At 41.4% G+C, this 15,094-nt stretch carries 19 protein-coding genes; 18 read left to right on the top strand and 1 reads right to left on the bottom strand.

Annotation, left to right across the window (positions count from 1 at the left end; genetic code table 11):
* Positions 1–13: 13 nt before the first annotated feature.
* From ACDZ29_RS27525 to ACDZ29_RS27490, 8 genes are all read left to right on the top strand, one after another.
* Entirely contained in the window at positions 14–565 is a 552-nt protein-coding gene (locus tag ACDZ29_RS27525; protein ID WP_289315836.1) for a ReoY family proteolytic degradation factor, read from the top strand.
* A gap of 161 nt (positions 566–726) precedes the next feature.
* The gene (locus ACDZ29_RS27520) at positions 727–1,188 is read left to right on the top strand and encodes a YpiF family protein (RefSeq protein ID WP_370015686.1); all 462 of its coding nucleotides are present in this window, start codon (positions 727–729) and stop codon (positions 1,186–1,188) included.
* Positions 1,189–1,348: 160 nt separating this feature from the next.
* The gene (locus tag ACDZ29_RS27515; RefSeq protein ID WP_289325599.1) at positions 1,349–1,855 is read left to right on the top strand and encodes a ubiquinol-cytochrome c reductase iron-sulfur subunit; all 507 of its coding nucleotides are present in this window, start codon (positions 1,349–1,351) and stop codon (positions 1,853–1,855) included.
* A 3-nt stretch (positions 1,856–1,858) separates the two neighbouring features.
* Positions 1,859–2,533 (top strand): menaquinol-cytochrome c reductase cytochrome b subunit, encoded by a 675-nt coding sequence (gene qcrB, locus ACDZ29_RS27510; protein WP_034307974.1) that lies wholly within the window; start codon positions 1,859–1,861, stop codon positions 2,531–2,533.
* Between the two features lie 56 nt (positions 2,534–2,589).
* On the top strand, positions 2,590–3,357 hold the full coding sequence (locus tag ACDZ29_RS27505; RefSeq protein ID WP_289325598.1) for a menaquinol-cytochrome c reductase cytochrome b/c subunit: 768 nt from the start codon (positions 2,590–2,592) through the stop codon (positions 3,355–3,357).
* Between the two features lie 179 nt (positions 3,358–3,536).
* Positions 3,537–4,133, top strand: a complete 597-nt coding sequence (locus ACDZ29_RS27500; protein ID WP_289327342.1) for a DUF1405 domain-containing protein — start codon at positions 3,537–3,539, stop codon at positions 4,131–4,133.
* A gap of 121 nt (positions 4,134–4,254) precedes the next feature.
* Positions 4,255–5,040, top strand: a complete 786-nt coding sequence (gene ypjB / locus ACDZ29_RS27495; protein ID WP_289315840.1) for a sporulation protein YpjB — start codon at positions 4,255–4,257, stop codon at positions 5,038–5,040.
* Positions 5,041–5,125: 85 nt separating this feature from the next.
* Entirely contained in the window at positions 5,126–5,800 is a 675-nt protein-coding gene (locus ACDZ29_RS27490) for a zinc metallopeptidase (protein ID WP_375089425.1), read from the top strand.
* A 155-nt stretch (positions 5,801–5,955) separates the two neighbouring features.
* Here the strand turns inward: ACDZ29_RS27490 and ACDZ29_RS27485 are convergent, their stop codons facing one another.
* Positions 5,956–6,828 carry a YitT family protein gene (locus ACDZ29_RS27485; protein ID WP_289315842.1) on the bottom strand — a complete coding sequence of 291 codons (873 nt, stop codon included), beginning with the start codon at positions 6,826–6,828 and terminating at the stop codon, positions 5,956–5,958.
* Positions 6,829–6,983: 155 nt separating this feature from the next.
* Here ACDZ29_RS27485 and ACDZ29_RS27480 point away from each other — a divergent pair, with 155 nt between their 5' ends.
* The 10 genes from ACDZ29_RS27480 to panD all read left to right on the top strand — a co-directional run bounded on the left by ACDZ29_RS27480 (position 6,984) and on the right by panD (position 15,037).
* The gene (locus tag ACDZ29_RS27480; protein WP_370015684.1) at positions 6,984–7,355 is read left to right on the top strand and encodes a nucleotide pyrophosphohydrolase; all 372 of its coding nucleotides are present in this window, start codon (positions 6,984–6,986) and stop codon (positions 7,353–7,355) included.
* Entirely contained in the window at positions 7,348–8,148 is an 801-nt protein-coding gene (dapB, locus tag ACDZ29_RS27475) for a 4-hydroxy-tetrahydrodipicolinate reductase (protein WP_289325595.1), read from the top strand. Before ACDZ29_RS27480 ends, dapB begins: the two co-directional genes overlap by 8 nt.
* Before the next feature lie 18 nt (positions 8,149–8,166).
* Positions 8,167–8,592, top strand: coding sequence for a methylglyoxal synthase (locus ACDZ29_RS27470; protein WP_289325594.1), 426 nt, complete (start codon positions 8,167–8,169; stop codon positions 8,590–8,592).
* Positions 8,576–9,289: a bacillithiol biosynthesis deacetylase BshB1 gene (gene bshB1 / locus ACDZ29_RS27465; RefSeq protein WP_289325593.1), complete on the top strand. Its 714-nt coding sequence runs from the start codon at positions 8,576–8,578 to the stop codon at positions 9,287–9,289. The genes ACDZ29_RS27470 and bshB1 overlap by 17 nt, the downstream gene beginning before the upstream one ends.
* A gap of 4 nt (positions 9,290–9,293) precedes the next feature.
* On the top strand, positions 9,294–10,433 hold the full coding sequence (gene bshA / locus ACDZ29_RS27460; protein WP_370015680.1) for an N-acetyl-alpha-D-glucosaminyl L-malate synthase BshA: 1,140 nt from the start codon (positions 9,294–9,296) through the stop codon (positions 10,431–10,433).
* Between the two features lie 13 nt (positions 10,434–10,446).
* Complete coding sequence (locus tag ACDZ29_RS27455; protein WP_375089422.1) at positions 10,447–11,640, top strand: CCA tRNA nucleotidyltransferase; 1,194 nt, start codon at positions 10,447–10,449, stop codon at positions 11,638–11,640.
* Positions 11,625–12,605: a biotin--[acetyl-CoA-carboxylase] ligase gene (locus ACDZ29_RS27450; protein ID WP_375089420.1), complete on the top strand. Its 981-nt coding sequence runs from the start codon at positions 11,625–11,627 to the stop codon at positions 12,603–12,605. Before ACDZ29_RS27455 ends, ACDZ29_RS27450 begins: the two co-directional genes overlap by 16 nt.
* 341 nt (positions 12,606–12,946) lie before the next feature.
* Positions 12,947–13,783, top strand: coding sequence for a 3-methyl-2-oxobutanoate hydroxymethyltransferase (gene panB, locus ACDZ29_RS27445; RefSeq protein WP_375089418.1), 837 nt, complete (start codon positions 12,947–12,949; stop codon positions 13,781–13,783).
* Positions 13,780–14,628: a pantoate--beta-alanine ligase gene (gene panC, locus ACDZ29_RS27440; RefSeq protein WP_375089416.1), complete on the top strand. Its 849-nt coding sequence runs from the start codon at positions 13,780–13,782 to the stop codon at positions 14,626–14,628. Before panB ends, panC begins: the two co-directional genes overlap by 4 nt.
* 25 nt (positions 14,629–14,653) lie before the next feature.
* A complete protein-coding gene (gene panD / locus ACDZ29_RS27435) occupies positions 14,654–15,037 on the top strand; it encodes an aspartate 1-decarboxylase (protein WP_289315852.1) in 384 nt (127 codons plus the stop codon).
* The last annotated feature ends 57 nt before the right edge of the window (positions 15,038–15,094 follow it).

Here is a 15,094-nt window from a genome sequence, read left to right as displayed (position 1 = left end):
GAGGAGGGAATTCATGGTGGCTGCCCCTGTTTCTGTGAATGAGAAGAAGGATTTTATTCGGTGGTTTTTAAATCATTATCAACTAAAACGAAGAGAATGCGTGTGGATATTGAATTACTTAATGAGTCATGATCAACTAATGAAAAAGGTTCATTTTGTAGAAAATGCCCAATATTGCCCACGCGGACTAATTATGTCGACACATTGTGTGGATGAAGTCCCTTTCAGGTTCTATAAGTCCAATATCATGACGACCGATGCAGAGAAATCTTTTCATGATATCCGGTTAAATCGGGATGAAGACATTTATATTCAGCTCAATTTTAAATCCGCTTACTCTTCCTATCAATATGCAGCGGTATTGGAAAATAATCCCTTCATGCCGAAATCTACGGCATCGAACGAAAAAGATCAGCTGCTGGCTGAACAATTTTTAGAAAAAAGCATGCTTTATTTTCAAAGGGATCGTCTGCTAAAGGAAATCGATGAAGCACTTGATAAGCATGATGAACAAGCATTTAAGGATTTAACCGAACAATTGAATCAACTAAAAGTACTTGGATGAAATAAAATGACCTTTCCGTAATCAGGAAAGGTTTTTATTTTTTATAAAACATTGATAAAATCCACATTTTTGTAAAGACTATGGGTATATGGTAAAGATGTTATAAAAATAATGGTAAAATGATAAGGAGTTGATTTAAAAAATCGGGAGTGAAGAAAAGCATGAAGTGGACAGCAAAAGATCTTGACATGTATATGCAATCTAAAGAATATGTGGATACCGTATTAATTCCTTTGGTTCCCCTATCTTTTGGATCGCAAATGAAGCAAACGGGTTCAATGAATGAATTTCTTACCATTTTAAGCTTGGAACTTGAAAAGCAGATGAAAGGAAGAATTCTTTTATTGCCAACATTTCATTATTTAAGTGATGAATTGGATAAGATTGAGCGGTTAAAGGGTTGGGCCAATGAAGTGAAAGAAAATAATTTCAAGCATGTTTTTTTTCTTACATCAGATTTCGAGTGGAAAAAGGAAGAGCGGGAATTGGAAAATAATTTAGTATGGATTCCTGCCGTCCCCCTGGAGGGGCTTGAAATTGAACAAGCCAGGGAAATGATTAACCAGCAGGTTCTCCAGATCCTTGATATATTCACTTATAATTGGAAAAATGAAAAAAAGTAGGATTTTTCGCATTATTTGACACATAGTTGCCACCTTTTGGGTTTTACAAATATTGACCTTGGTAAATTATTGAGATATCATGGAAATGTCCTAGTTTTATAGTGTTGCTATTTATTGGTCCTTTCGGGCTCTCAGTATAGTAATAGAGGGGGGAAAACGCATGAGCAAGCATAATGTTTCACGACGTCAATTCCTTAATTACACACTTACTGGCGTTGGTGGATTTATGGCGGCCGGTATGTTGATGCCTATGGTTAGGTTTGCAATTGATCCTGTATTATCAGCAGATAAAGGCGGGGATTACATTGCAACTAAGCAGAAGGTAAGTGAACTGACTACCGAACCAACCCGTGTCGACTTTAGTTTCAAGCAGGTCGATGGGTGGTATGAGTCTGAAGAAACAAATACAGCGTGGGTTTACAAAACGGATGATGGCAATATCGTTGCATTATCTCCAATCTGTAAGCATTTAGGCTGTACGGTAGCATGGAATACGGATAAGTCTAATCCGAATCAATTTTTCTGTCCTTGCCATTACGGCAGGTATACGAAAGATGGAGTGAACGTGAAAGGGACACCGCCGGTTTCACCATTGGATGTCTATGGAACGAAAGAAAAAGATGGAATTCTTTATTTGGGTCAACTAAAACCGCATGGGGAGGCGTAAACATTGCTAACAAAGTTATATGACTGGGTGGACGAGCGTTTAGATATTACGCCATTATGGCGGGATATTGCTGACCATGAGGTTCCTGAACATGTTAACCCCGCACATCATTTTTCTGCATTCGTATATTGTTTTGGTGGGTTAACTTTCTTTATTACGGTCATCCAAATCTTGTCAGGCATGTTCTTGACGATGTACTATGTCCCGGACATTAAAAACGCTTGGGAATCTGTTTATTATTTGCAAAATGAAGTTGCCTTCGGTCAAATTGTCCGTGGTATGCATCACTGGGGAGCAAGTCTAGTTATCGTTATGATGTTTTTACATACTCTTCGTGTCTTCTTCCAGGGAGCTTACAAAAAACCGCGTGAATTGAACTGGATGGTCGGCGTATTGATTTTCTTCATCATGCTGGCATTAGGCTTGACTGGTTATTTATTGCCATGGGATATGAAAGCGCTATTCGCAACGAAAGTTACGTTGACAATTGTCGAATCGGTACCGTTAATGGGACCGGCACTCAAGACATTGATAGCAGGAGATCCAACCATCGTTGGAGCACAGACATTGACACGATTCTTTGCAATTCATGTATTCTTCCTGCCTGCAGCATTATTTGCTTTACTGGCGGCTCATTTCCTAATGATCCGAAAACAAGGTATTTCAGGTCCACTATAAAAGAATGGTGAATCAAGAACCAAAAAAACCTTTTCATAAAGGAGGGGAATTGTTCAATGCATCGTGGGAAAGGTATGAAATTCGTAGGTGACTCGCGTATCTCCGCGGACCGTAAACCGAATATTCCGAAAGATTATTCAGAATATCCTGGGAAAACTGAAGCATTTTGGCCTAATTTCCTTTTAAAAGAATGGATGGTCGGAGCCGTATTTCTTGTAGGTTATCTATGCCTGACAATCGCACATCCATCGCCATTGGAAAGGATAGCAGATCCTACAGATACAGCGTATATTCCGCTGCCAGACTGGTATTTCCTATTCCTTTACCAATTACTTAAGTATACTTATGCTTCAGGCCCTTATAATGCAATCGGGTCCATGGTAATACCTGGTTTGGCTTTCGGGGCATTGCTCTTGGCACCTTTTTTAGATCGTGGTCCAGAGCGGAGCCCAGCGAAACGTCCTTTTGCTGTAGGCTTCATGCTATTGGCAATGGCAGGTGTTTTCTATTTAACATGGGAGTCTGCGGCACATCACGATTGGGAAGCTTCCAAGAAGCAAGGAGCAATCGTAGAAGGTGCAGACATTGATAAAGAAAGCGATGGGTATAAACTGATGGATTCTAGTGGCTGTATTAGCTGTCACGGAGCAGAATTAACTGGTGGAGCTGGAGCGCCAAGCTTAATTGACACAGGTTTAAAGCCAGAAGAAATCTCTAAAATCGCTCGCGAAGGCCAAGGTGCCATGCCAGCTGGCATGTTCAAAGGTACAGATGAAGAATTGGCAACATTAGCTGAATTTGTATCTGGATTATCAGCAAAATAATATAACCATCAACAGCATTTTCTTTCATATGCTGTAAATGAAAAGCTGACGACTACGGTTGTCGGCTTTTTTATTGGTAAATTGAAGCGTAAATGAAAGGAAATTGAAATGAATGCTTGGTTTTCAAGGTGATGGAATGTAAAATGAGTATACATGAGTATGTAAGTGAGGGTAAAAGAATGAATGTTATCTACAGTTGGCTTGCAAATCGGCAAATGCTCTTTTTGTTATTAATAATAAATATATTCGGAACAGCCTTTGGATATTATTGGTACGGAAGTCAATTGGAAAACACTCCGGCCATTTTTTTGGCTTTTGTACCGGACAGCCCGACAGCTAGCCTGTTTTTTGTATTTGTTTTATTGGGGTTCCTATTAAAAAGAAACTTTGGACTTATGGAAGCGTTGGCGATAATAACACTATTCAAATATGGTATATGGGCAGTTGTTATGAATCTAATGACATTAGTGACAACAGGTTCATTGCCATGGGAAGGCTATATGTTAATGGCTTCTCATTTGGGAATGGCGATTCAAGGGGTATTATATGCACCATTTTATCGAATAAAACCTTGGCATTTGATAGTCGCAGGGATTTGGACCATACATAATGACATAATCGATTATGTTTTTGAAATGATGCCAATATATCGTGATCTATTGGTATATATGAACTCGATAGGTTATTTTACTTTTTGGCTCAGCATACTTTCCATTTTTGTCGGCTGGTATTTTGGATATAGAAAAAAGCGGATCACCCTATCCTTCATCCATTAAAAAGTTAGCCCTGTATACAGCTTTGTAAAAGCAGGGTTAATTTTTTTTTGTGTTGAACGAGGTCTACTCATGTTTGTTCTTTCATATCGTTTTAGTAGAGATATGAGGAGGGACGAGTAGCATGTTGAAAAAATTCATATTAACCATTGCTGTTTTATTTGTCGTCTTACATTTCCCTGTCTATGCAGAATCCTCTTCAAGTTTGGAGCAATTAGATAACATTTCCGATAGTGCCTTGGAAATGGCCAAGTTGAAGCGATATGGAGATTCGGAAAAGATGCTGACGTTTTTTTCTGATCGGTTTTTAAAAGAGACAGCGAAAGAGCAGATCCTTGACATGGACGAACTTCGAATTATTACTGTAGCTCATAATGAAGCGTTGATGACAATAAAGGATATGAATAAGGGAGATTCCGAAAAGGTTAATTCTGTAACAAAGTTCCGGCTTGTCGTTGATGCGGTCAAGTCTACCCATCAGCCCCTTTGGACAGAGATGGAGGATCAAATGATGAATTCTTTCCAGCAGACAAAGAATGCCGCCATCAATCAAGACACGATTACATTCAATAGCCAATTGAACTTATTCCTTTCACAATATGAAATGATATATCCTAGCTTGAAAGTCGACCTTTCTAAAGAAACGATGCAGCAACTGGACACGAGGATTCAATACATCAACCAATACCGACCGGAAGTAATCAGTGATGGAGAGAGTCAAAAGGAACTGGATGCATTACAAAGCGAACTAACCTCCATTTTTGATGAAATGGGGGAAGATGATGCAGATCCTTCCCTTTGGTGGGTCATCATATCGACAGGCAGTATCATCATTATGACGCTTTCTTATGTAGGCTGGAGAAAATATAAAGGTGATAGGGAGAAACCAAGGAAAGAACATAATGATTAAAAAGACAGGGGAAGAGAACACTATATTTGACAGGGGTGCCCTCAATCCATAGAATTAAGAGTAATTATAGTCATAGGAGGATACCATGTATTTCATTTATTTGGCGATTATCATTTTAATCCCGATTTATGCACAAATGAAAGTGAAAAGCACGTATAAAAAATATGCAAAGGTACCGGCTTCTTCTGGTATGAATGGTGCTGAGACGGCGCGGGCCATTTTGGATCAAAATGGACTGTTCAATGTCAGGGTCGAAGAGACACCTGGAATGCTATCGGACCATTATGATCCAAGGGATAAAACGGTGCGTTTATCAACAGATAACTATCACGGCGATTCAGTTGCCGGTGTAGCGGTTGCAGCCCATGAAGTTGGACATGCGATTCAAGATAAAGAAGCATATGCATTCTTACGTTTCCGCCATGCGTTAGTACCGGTAGCTAACTTTGGTTCTAACATATCTTGGATTTTAATATTAATCGGGATGTTAGCCTCAATTCCTGAGTTGCTATTGGCGGGTATCGTTTTCATGGCAGCCGCTGTTCTCTTCCAAGTGATAACACTGCCGGTTGAGTTCAATGCTTCTTCACGGGCGATGGATCAACTCGTTTCAGTTGGGGTCATCCGAAATGATGAAGAACGGGAAACGAAAAAAGTATTAAGTGCAGCTGCAATGACTTATGTTGCTGCCGCTCTTGTAGCCGTACTGGAATTAGTTCGTCTTCTGCTTATGTATACAGGAATGAGAGAAGAAGATTAATGATAAAAGGACGCCATCACGGGATGGGGTCCTTTTTAACATGCAATTATAAACGCTTTTTAAAAATATTTGTTGTACATTGCTTATAAAAGTCAGGTATTCGGGGAAACATTCAAAAGGATTACATTCCATTCGGTATGCCACCAGCCCCTCGATTACCTTTCAATGGGGTTCTTATTCTCATCAAGTGTAAAGCCCTCGCCCAATACGTCATGCACTTCACTTACAGATACGAATGCATGAGGGTCCACCGATGTTATGGCATTTTTTAAGCGGACAAGCTCATTTTTCCCAACAACACAATAGAGGACTTCCCGGTCATTGCGTGTAAAGGACCCGTATCCCCGTAATACCGTTACGCCACGCTCCATATCATTCATGATTTTCTCGGCAATTTCCTTGTTCTTCTCACTAATGATCATTGCACCTCTGGCTGCATAGGCTCCTTCTTGCATAAAGTCGATTACTCTAGCGCCTATAAATACGGCAACGAGGGTATACATCGCTTCCCGGTAATCCAGGTAGGTAAGGATGGACAGGCCAATTACAACTGCATCAAAGATGAACATGGTCCGTCCCATGCCCATTCCTAAGTAACGGTGGGCAAAACGGGCAATGATATCTACTCCGCCTGTTGTCCCTCCGTAACGAAAGATGATCCCGAGCCCGACACCAACAAAGACCCCGGCAAACAATGCCACCAGCATCAAATCGTTTCCGAGATCGATATCGATTTGGTATCTCTCGAAAACCCAGAGCCAAACGGAGAGGCCGACTGTTCCGATAATCGTATAAAAGAAAGATGTGCGGCCTAAATATTTCCACCCTATTAAAAATAGGGGAATATTCAAAATCAAATTAGAATAAGAAGGATTTATCCCGATAAGTTGATATATAATCAAGGTGAGACCGGTGAATCCGCCTTCGGCCAAGTGGTTCTGCATGTTAAAATGCACAAGGCCAAAGGCGAAGATTCCAGCCCCAAAAAGGATGAATATAGTATTTTTCAATTTTAAGCCCAAAAGCATGTCCCATACCTCCAAAGGTTAGCATATCAGTAATTTACTTATTATAACTAATTAACCAACTATGGGCAATTTTGATTCGCAAACGTATCTGTTGTCATCCGTTTCACTTTTAGCTAACATGGAGAAGGTATAATGTTTGAAAACGAAAATCAAGAATGGGTGACTATATGGAAAAGCAAAAGACGCTCCAACAAATGCAAGCGGAAGTCGACCAATACATAGGACAATTCAAAGAAGGATATTTCAGCCCCTTGGCCATGCTTGCCCGCATGTCGGAAGAACTTGGGGAATTGGCTAGGGAAGTCAATCACTACCATGGTGAAAAACCGAAGAAACCAACCGAGGAAGAGAATAGTATTGAAGCGGAATTGGGGGACATGCTTTTTGTGTTAATTTGTTTTGCCAATTCTTTAGGGATTGACCTTCAAAGCTCACATGATAAGGTCATGGAAAAGTTTACAACCCGTGATAAAGATAGATGGACAAGAAAAGAAGAGGAAATGGAAGGGGAAGGTAAAAATGAGTAAAGTGAAAGTAATTGTAGCTGGTCCTCGTGGCAGAATGGGAAATGAAGCGGTGAAGCTCGTACATGGGACAGAAGGGTTTGAATTGGCCGCTGTCATAGATCGTAAGTATAACGGGGAAAGCCTCTCCGCAATAGAAGGTTTCCACGGTATTGAAGCACCTGTTTTTTCGGATATAAATGAATGCTTTTCTTCTGTTGAAGCAGACGTATTGATCGATTTAACTACACCTGAAGTGGGGATGTTTCATACCGAAACGGCACTTAATCATGGCATCCGCCCTGTAGTGGGGACGACAGGTTTTACAAAGGAAGATTTAGCAAAGCTTGATTCACTTACAAAAGAAAAGGGCATCGGCTGCATCATCGCGCCAAACTTTGCAATCGGAGCCATTTTGATGATGAAGTTTTCACAAATGGCCGCAAAGTATTTCCCGGATGTGGAAATCATCGAAATGCATCATGATCAAAAACTGGATGCACCTTCTGGTACGGCTTCCAAAACGGCAGATATGATTGCAGCGGTACGTGAAACAAAACAACAAGGACACCCAAATGAAAAAGAAACCATCCAGGGGGCAAGAGGAGCAAATGTAGACGGTATGCATATCCATAGTGTACGCCTTCCGGGCCTAGTTGCTCATCAACAGGTGCTTTTTGGAAGTGAGGGAGAGCTATTGACGGTCCGACATGATTCCTTTAATCGAGCATCCTTCATGTCAGGAGTCAAACTAGCTGTCGATACCGTCATGAAATTGGATGTTCTTGTATACGGCCTGGAAAATATTATCGAATAGGGAGAAGGAGGATTTACGATGAGAATTGCCTTAATTGCCCATGATAAGAAAAAAGAAGATATCATTCAATTTATAACAGCCTATAAAGCTGTATTTGAGCAGCATGAATTATTTGCTACAGGTACGACTGGTAAAAGAATTATGGAAGAAGTATCACTGCCTGTCCATCGTTTTCATTCAGGACCTCTTGGCGGAGATCAGGAAATAGGTGCAATGATTGCGCGCGGAGAAATGGATATGGTCCTATTTTTCCGCGATCCATTGACATCACAGCCACATGAACCGGATGTATCAGCGCTTATACGCCTATCCGATGTCTATGAAATTCCCTTAGCGACAAATATGGGCACGGCAGAAGTGCTGATACAAGGTTTGAAACATGGGTATATGGACTGGCTAAAACTACGGAAAAAACAAGGTGAGATAAATGATAAACAAAAGTAACATAGATATCCTGGCTTTCGGCGCGCATGCGGATGATGTTGAAATAGGTATGGGGGGCACGATTGCTAAATATGTGAAGCAAGGAAAGGAAATTGTCATTTGTGATTTGACAAAAGCTGAAATGTCATCCAATGGAACCGTTCCATTGCGTCAGGAGGAAGCGGATAAGGCTGCTGAAATCCTTGGGGTGAAAAGGATTTCCCTTGATTTACCCGACCGGGGTTTATATATGAAAGCGGAATACATAGATCAAATCATTACAGTCATTCGTCAATATAAACCTGCCCTTGTATTTGCCCCTTTTTTTGAAGATCGCCATCCCGATCATGGAAACTGTGCCAAATTGGTCGAAGAAGCAGTTTTTTCGGCAGGAGTCAGAAAGTATATGGAAGAAGAAGGCCTGGATTCTCATCGTGTCCAGAATATGTACTATTTTATGATAAATGGTTTTCACAAACCGGACTTCGTCGTGGACATCACTTCTTCAATATCACAAAAGCTGGATAGTCTTAGAGCCTATGGCAGCCAATTCGAAAAAAGTGAACGAACTGTTGAAACCCCGCTAGTGAATGGCTATATCGAGACAGTGGAGGCACGGGAGCGGATGTTCGGAAAAGAAGTGGGTGTCGCCTATGCGGAAGGATTCATGACAAAAAAACCGTTACTGATCGATGCCGACTTGTTAGGAGAAAAATAATCTTATGAAATTAAAAATTGGAATTACCTGTTACCCTACAGTTGGGGGTTCTGGTGTCGTAGCAACTGAATTAGGTAAAATGCTTGCAGAAAAAGGACATGAAATACATTTCATTTCATCAAGCCTCCCTTTTCGCTTGAATAAGATGTACTGTAATATTTATTATCACCAGGTTGAAGTGAACTCTTACTCAGTCTTTCAATATCCACCATATGACCTGGCCCTTGCCAGCAAGATAGCGGATGTGGTAAAACGGGAGAAACTAGATATCCTTCACGTTCATTATGCAATTCCACATGCTGTTTGTGCGATCCTTGCAAAGCAGATGTCAGGTAATGAAGTAAAGATCGTGACCACACTGCATGGTACGGACATAACCGTATTAGGCCATGATCCCTCATTGACCAATTTGATAAAGTTCGGGATAGAGCAGTCCGATGTCGTTACAGGGGTATCTAATTCCCTTGTCCAGGAAACGCATGATTTAATCGCACCGGATAAGGAAATCAAAACCGTTTATAATTTTATTGATGAAAGGGATTACCATAAATCCAATTCAGAATACCTGAGGGATGAATACGGAATCAGGGAAGATGAAAGAGTGATCATACACGTCTCGAATTTCCGTTCGGTCAAGCGTGTGAAAGATGTCATCCAGGCGTTTTATTTAACACAAAAGAAAATGCCTGCCAAGCTTCTGCTCGTAGGTGACGGACCGGAAGTGACAACCGTTTTGAAATTGGCTAAAGATCTTGGGATCGATGGATCGGTCTTGTTTCTTGGCAAGCAGGATAACCTTGCCGAATTATATTCAATCAGTGATCTGATATTCCTATTATCTGAAAAGGAGAGTTTCGGACTCGTGCTTCTCGAGGCGATGGCATGTGGAGTTCCTTGTATCGGGACGAATATCGGGGGAATTCCTGAAGTCATCGTAGATGGGGAGACTGGTTATATTTGTGAATTGGGTGATGTCAAAATGGTTGCAGAAAAAGCGATTGGACTTTTAAGCGACCCGATTTTGCATAAACGCTTTTCTGAGGCTGCGCTGGAAAGGGCCAATACCAATTTTCATTCGGCTACAATCATGTCAGAGTATGAAGCCATCTACCTTCAAGCACTTGAAAGTAAATCTATGGAATAGGGAGGGGATGCTGATGGATCAGTTATTCTTAAAATCAGTACCCATTCTCGAATTGATTGAAGGAGCAGGATTCGAGGCCTATTTCGTTGGTGGTTCAGTAAGGGATTATATCCTCGGCAGGCCCATCAACGATGTGGACATTGCTACTTCCGCAACACCCCAGGAAATCAAACTGATTTTTTCTAAAACGGCTGATATCGGGATTGACCATGGAACAGTCCTTGTAATTACGGATTCGGGTACATACGAAATTACGACGTTTAGAACGGAAAGCGGGTATTCGGACTTCCGCAGACCGGATTCTGTGCAATTTGTCCGTTCTTTGACTGAGGATTTACGGAGAAGAGATTTCACGATGAATGCAATGGCCATGGATAAGTCCGGAAACATTATCGATCCATTTAATGGAAAGCGTGATTTGACTGAAAAAAGGATCATCACGGTTGGCAACCCGCATGAAAGGTTTCATGAGGATGCTTTGAGAATGATGCGTGCATTAAGGTTCGTCAGTCAACTTGATTTTGAACTGGATCAAGAAACCTTTGATTCCCTTAAAGAAAACGCCCAGATCATAAGTGAAATCGCTGTCGAAAGAATCCTGGTTGAATTTGAAAAGTTATTGGCCGGATCCAATAAGTTAAGGGCTCTCTCACTCTTGCTAGAAAGCGGATTATATCGATACCTGCCTCAATTCTCCAGTAAGAAGGAGCATTTAAGTAAATTACTAAATCTTCCGCTTCATCAACTTGAAGCGGCAGAAATATGGTCAGTAATCATGGTTCATACAAGTGATCGGGAAATGGAAGAGGCATTAAGGGCATGGAAGCTGCCATTGAAAACGATAAGAAACGTTCAACGTATCATACAGCTAGTAAAGAAAGAACCCTCTTTTGAAAATTCAGCTATCGATGTATTTCAGGCAGGTCATGGCGTAACTGTACAAGCTGCTAAAGTCAGGGCAGCACTGACTGGGGGAAATGTATCGCGTGCAGAGGAGAATGCACATCTACGCTACAATGAACTCATTATTAAACATATGTCGGATCTTGCCGTAACGGGGACGGATTTATTGAATTGGCAACAAGAGAAACCAGGTCCATGGGTGAAAGAATACTTGGAAAAAATATTGAAAGCTGTCTTGAATGAAGAATTAAGAAATGATAAAGAAGAAATAAAGAGGTGGCTGGAGAAATGCAATCTGAGTTAAGAACAAAGTTGATGGAAGCCCTCTCAAAAGCGGATGGTGCATTTATATCCGGTCAGGAAATTGCAGAATATATTGGTTGTTCGCGTACGGCAGTATGGAAGCATATAGAAGACCTGCGCAGTGAAGGTTATAATGTTGAAGCCGTTAGGAAAAAAGGCTACCGGATCATATCAGCGCCGGAAAAAGTGTCAGAAAGTGAAATACAACTTGGCTTGGAAACAAAAACGATCGGCAAAATGATCCACTATAAGGAAACTGTGGAATCCACTCAAAAAATTGCGCATCAACTAGCAAATGAAGGTGTTCAGGAGGGGACCCTCGTCGTTGCCGAGGAACAATTATCCGGAAAAGGAAGATTGATGAGATCTTGGCATTCCCCAAAATTCAGCGGCATATGGATGAGTCTCATACTAAGACCGAAAATCCCGATTCATGAGGCTCCACAACTTACATTATTGGCCGCGGTCGCCGTGGCTCAGGCTATAGAGGATACCACTGATTTGAAGCCACAAATAAAGTGGCCGAATGATATTTTGGTGAATCGCAAGAAAGTGGTGGGCATCCTGACGGAGATGCAGGCGGAGTCAGATAGAATCCATTCTGTCATTATCGGAATTGGAATGAATATCAACCAGCAATTGGAGGATTTTCCTGAAGAACTGCAGGAAAAAGCGTCTTCCCTTCTCATAGAAAGTGGAGGGACGGTTTCAAGGTCCAAGGTCATTCAACGAGCATTGTTTCGTCTGGAAAACTTGTACGAACTCTATTTAGAACAAGGCTTCATGCCAATAAAGGACCTATGGGAGAGTTATGCGATCAGCCTTGGACAGGTTATCAAAGCCAGTACCGTCAATGACACGATTGTCGGAAAAGCATTGGGCATAACGGATTCCGGTGTTTTACTACTTGAAGACGGAAAAGGAAAAGTACATTCGATTTATTCTGCAGATATTGAAATTCAGTAGATTTTTGTCAAATCCGCGAAAAATAAATAGAATTATTGAATTTGGCTTGATATAATGCAAGTGGGCAGTATCTCATGTGAACTGCACCCCCATAAATACCAAATTATTTGAAAATCTGCCTTGATCCAGAGTTTGGACTGGGACGGAGGGATGAAACTTCTGATGGAACAAAGGGATTGACTAAAATGACAAGTGCTGTTTATTGAACGAAATCTGGCTTTTTAAGCCATTTTTCTTAGCTAAACAGATACTTTTTTAGTCAGTCTTTTTTTGCGTATGAATGTATAGACACCAGTTTACTCTGATGTTTTCATCTCCTCCAACTATAAGGAGGAAACGTAATGAAATTGTCCGGAGATTTTTTGAAAATGAAACAAAATCAAGAGAAAATTGTCATGCTTACGGCTTATGATTATCCGTCGGCAAAGTTAGCCGAACAATCAGGTGTAGACATGATTTTAGTCGGTGATTCTTTAGGAATGGTCGTTTTGGGTTATGACTCTACGATCCCTGTTACGGTGAATGACATGATCCATCATACAAAAGCAGTAAAACGCGGGGCCCCAAATACATTTGTCGTGACTGATATGCCCTTTATGAGCTATCACCTATCCATGGATGAAACACTTAAGAATGCAGCCCGTATCATGCAGGAAGGTCATGCGGATGCCATAAAGCTTGAGGGAGCAGGCGATGTTGTATATAAAATATCAGCATTGACGAAGGCGGGCATCCCGGTTGTAGCCCATCTTGGCTTGACTCCTCAATCAGTCGGCGTTCTGGGCGGATATAAAGTGCAAGGAAAAGACGCCGAAGCTGCAGCACAGCTTGTGGAAGATGCGAAAAAGTGTGAGGCGGCAGGTGCGATGGCAGTAGTGTTTGAATGTGTACCATATCAAGTGGGGGAACTCGTCACAAGGAACCTGGGGATTCCTACCATTGGAATTGGGGCAGGTGCAGACACGGATGGTCAAGTCCTCGTTTATCATGATGTCATCAAGTATGGGGTAGATCGGGTTGCAAAATTCGTAAAAGTTTATGGAGATGCGAATGAACTGATTGGCCAATCGATAACAAGGTATGTCAATGAAGTGAAATCTAAAGATTTTCCGTCGAAAGAACATACATTTACGATGAAGGAAGAGCAGCTTACAGAACTTTACGGAGGGAAAAGATGAAAACTTTTACATCAGCAGCAGATTTGCAAAAGGCGCTCCGGGAGGAAAAAAGCAATCACCAAAGCATTGGCTATGTAGCGACAATGGGCTTTTTACATGAGGGGCATGCAACCCTAATGGAAAAGGCTCGCAAAGAAAATGATATTGTGGTATTGAGTATATTTGTTAATCCGTTGCAATTTGGACCAAATGAGGATTTTGAAACATATCCACGGGATTTGGAACGGGATGAAAATGTCGCAGCCAATGCCGGAGTGGATTATCTCTTCTATCCAACAGTCCACGAAATGTACGGTGAAGAACCATCAGTCAAAGTTGTTGTCCAAAGCAGGACGGATTGTTTATGCGGGAGACAAAGGCCTGGACACTTTGATGGTGTAGCTACGGTCTTGACGAAATTCTTCAATATCATCCTTCCTGATAGAGCTTACTTCGGGAAGAAGGATGCCCAGCAAGTCGCTGTGATAGATGGATTGATCAAAGACTTTAATTTCCCGATCCAGCTTGTAGCTGTAGATACCGTACGAGAAGAAGATGGGTTAGCGAAGAGCTCGCGAAATGTTAACCTATTAGATCAGGAACGAATGGAAGCTAAAGAGCTGTACCAAAGTTTATTAAAGGCCAAAGATGCGATTATATCAGGTGAAAGAAATACTGCAACCGTCACGGCTCTGGTAAGTGAACATATTGGTGCCCATACAAATGGGGTGATCGACTATATTGAAATCTATCAATATCCGGAACTTAAACCAATTGAAATGCTTTCTGGAAACGTCATCATTGCAATCGCCGTTAAGTTCAAGCATGCAAGGCTAATAGATAATATTACTTTAAATGTAGAATAATTCATGAAGATCAGGGGGAAATGTGATGTTTCGAACGATGATGAATGGAAAAATCCACCGTGCACGGGTAACTGAAGCTAATTTGAACTATGTTGGCAGTATTACAATTGATGAAGACATAATCGATGCGGTGGGTATTCTGCCTAATGAAAAAGTCACCATCGTGAATAATAATAATGGTGCTCGACTTGAAACGTATGTGATTGCGGGTGAACGGGGGAGCGGTGTCGTGTGTTTGAACGGAGCGGCAGCAAGACTGGTGCAGCCGGATGATATCGTGATAATCATTTCTTACGTGATGGTTGCCGAGGATAAACTGGGAGATCACCAACCAAAAGTTGCGATCATGGATGAAAATAACAAAATCATTGAACTGATTTCAAAAGAACCTGCAGCTACAATCATGTAAGCGGAGGGCCGGCACTTGTGCAGAATCATGCACGGGTGCCGGCCCTTTTCGGCGGAT

Origin of the sequence: Peribacillus sp. RS7 (assembly GCF_041956845.1) — a bacterium.
Classification (GTDB): Bacteria; Bacillota; Bacilli; order Bacillales; family DSM-1321; genus Peribacillus.
The sequence above is the reverse complement of the archived record's forward strand: the minus strand, read 5'-3'. Positions and strand labels throughout refer to the sequence as shown.

Excerpts from the sequence above, each read along its gene's own strand:
- ACDZ29_RS27525 (WP_289315836.1), top strand. The coding sequence starts at position 14 with ATGGTGGCTGCCCCTGTTTCTGTGAATGAGAAGAAGGATTTTATTCGG.
- ACDZ29_RS27520 (WP_370015686.1), top strand. The coding sequence starts at position 727 with ATGAAGTGGACAGCAAAAGATCTTGACATGTATATGCAATCTAAAGAA.
- ACDZ29_RS27515 (WP_289325599.1), top strand. The coding sequence starts at position 1,349 with ATGAGCAAGCATAATGTTTCACGACGTCAATTCCTTAATTACACACTT.
- ACDZ29_RS27505 (WP_289325598.1), top strand. The coding sequence starts at position 2,590 with ATGCATCGTGGGAAAGGTATGAAATTCGTAGGTGACTCGCGTATCTCC.
- ACDZ29_RS27500 (WP_289327342.1), top strand. The coding sequence starts at position 3,537 with ATGAATGTTATCTACAGTTGGCTTGCAAATCGGCAAATGCTCTTTTTG.
- ypjB (WP_289315840.1), top strand. The coding sequence starts at position 4,255 with ATGTTGAAAAAATTCATATTAACCATTGCTGTTTTATTTGTCGTCTTA.
- ACDZ29_RS27490 (WP_375089425.1), top strand. The coding sequence starts at position 5,126 with ATGTATTTCATTTATTTGGCGATTATCATTTTAATCCCGATTTATGCA.
- ACDZ29_RS27485 (WP_289315842.1), bottom strand. The coding sequence starts at position 6,828 with ATGCTTTTGGGCTTAAAATTGAAAAATACTATATTCATCCTTTTTGGG.
- ACDZ29_RS27480 (WP_370015684.1), top strand. The coding sequence starts at position 6,984 with ATGGGTGACTATATGGAAAAGCAAAAGACGCTCCAACAAATGCAAGCG.
- dapB (WP_289325595.1), top strand. The coding sequence starts at position 7,348 with ATGAGTAAAGTGAAAGTAATTGTAGCTGGTCCTCGTGGCAGAATGGGA.
- ACDZ29_RS27470 (WP_289325594.1), top strand. The coding sequence starts at position 8,167 with ATGAGAATTGCCTTAATTGCCCATGATAAGAAAAAAGAAGATATCATT.
- bshB1 (WP_289325593.1), top strand. The coding sequence starts at position 8,576 with ATGATAAACAAAAGTAACATAGATATCCTGGCTTTCGGCGCGCATGCG.
- bshA (WP_370015680.1), top strand. The coding sequence starts at position 9,294 with ATGAAATTAAAAATTGGAATTACCTGTTACCCTACAGTTGGGGGTTCT.
- ACDZ29_RS27455 (WP_375089422.1), top strand. The coding sequence starts at position 10,447 with ATGGATCAGTTATTCTTAAAATCAGTACCCATTCTCGAATTGATTGAA.
- ACDZ29_RS27450 (WP_375089420.1), top strand. The coding sequence starts at position 11,625 with ATGCAATCTGAGTTAAGAACAAAGTTGATGGAAGCCCTCTCAAAAGCG.
- panB (WP_375089418.1), top strand. The coding sequence starts at position 12,947 with ATGAAATTGTCCGGAGATTTTTTGAAAATGAAACAAAATCAAGAGAAA.
- panC (WP_375089416.1), top strand. The coding sequence starts at position 13,780 with ATGAAAACTTTTACATCAGCAGCAGATTTGCAAAAGGCGCTCCGGGAG.
- panD (WP_289315852.1), top strand. The coding sequence starts at position 14,654 with ATGTTTCGAACGATGATGAATGGAAAAATCCACCGTGCACGGGTAACT.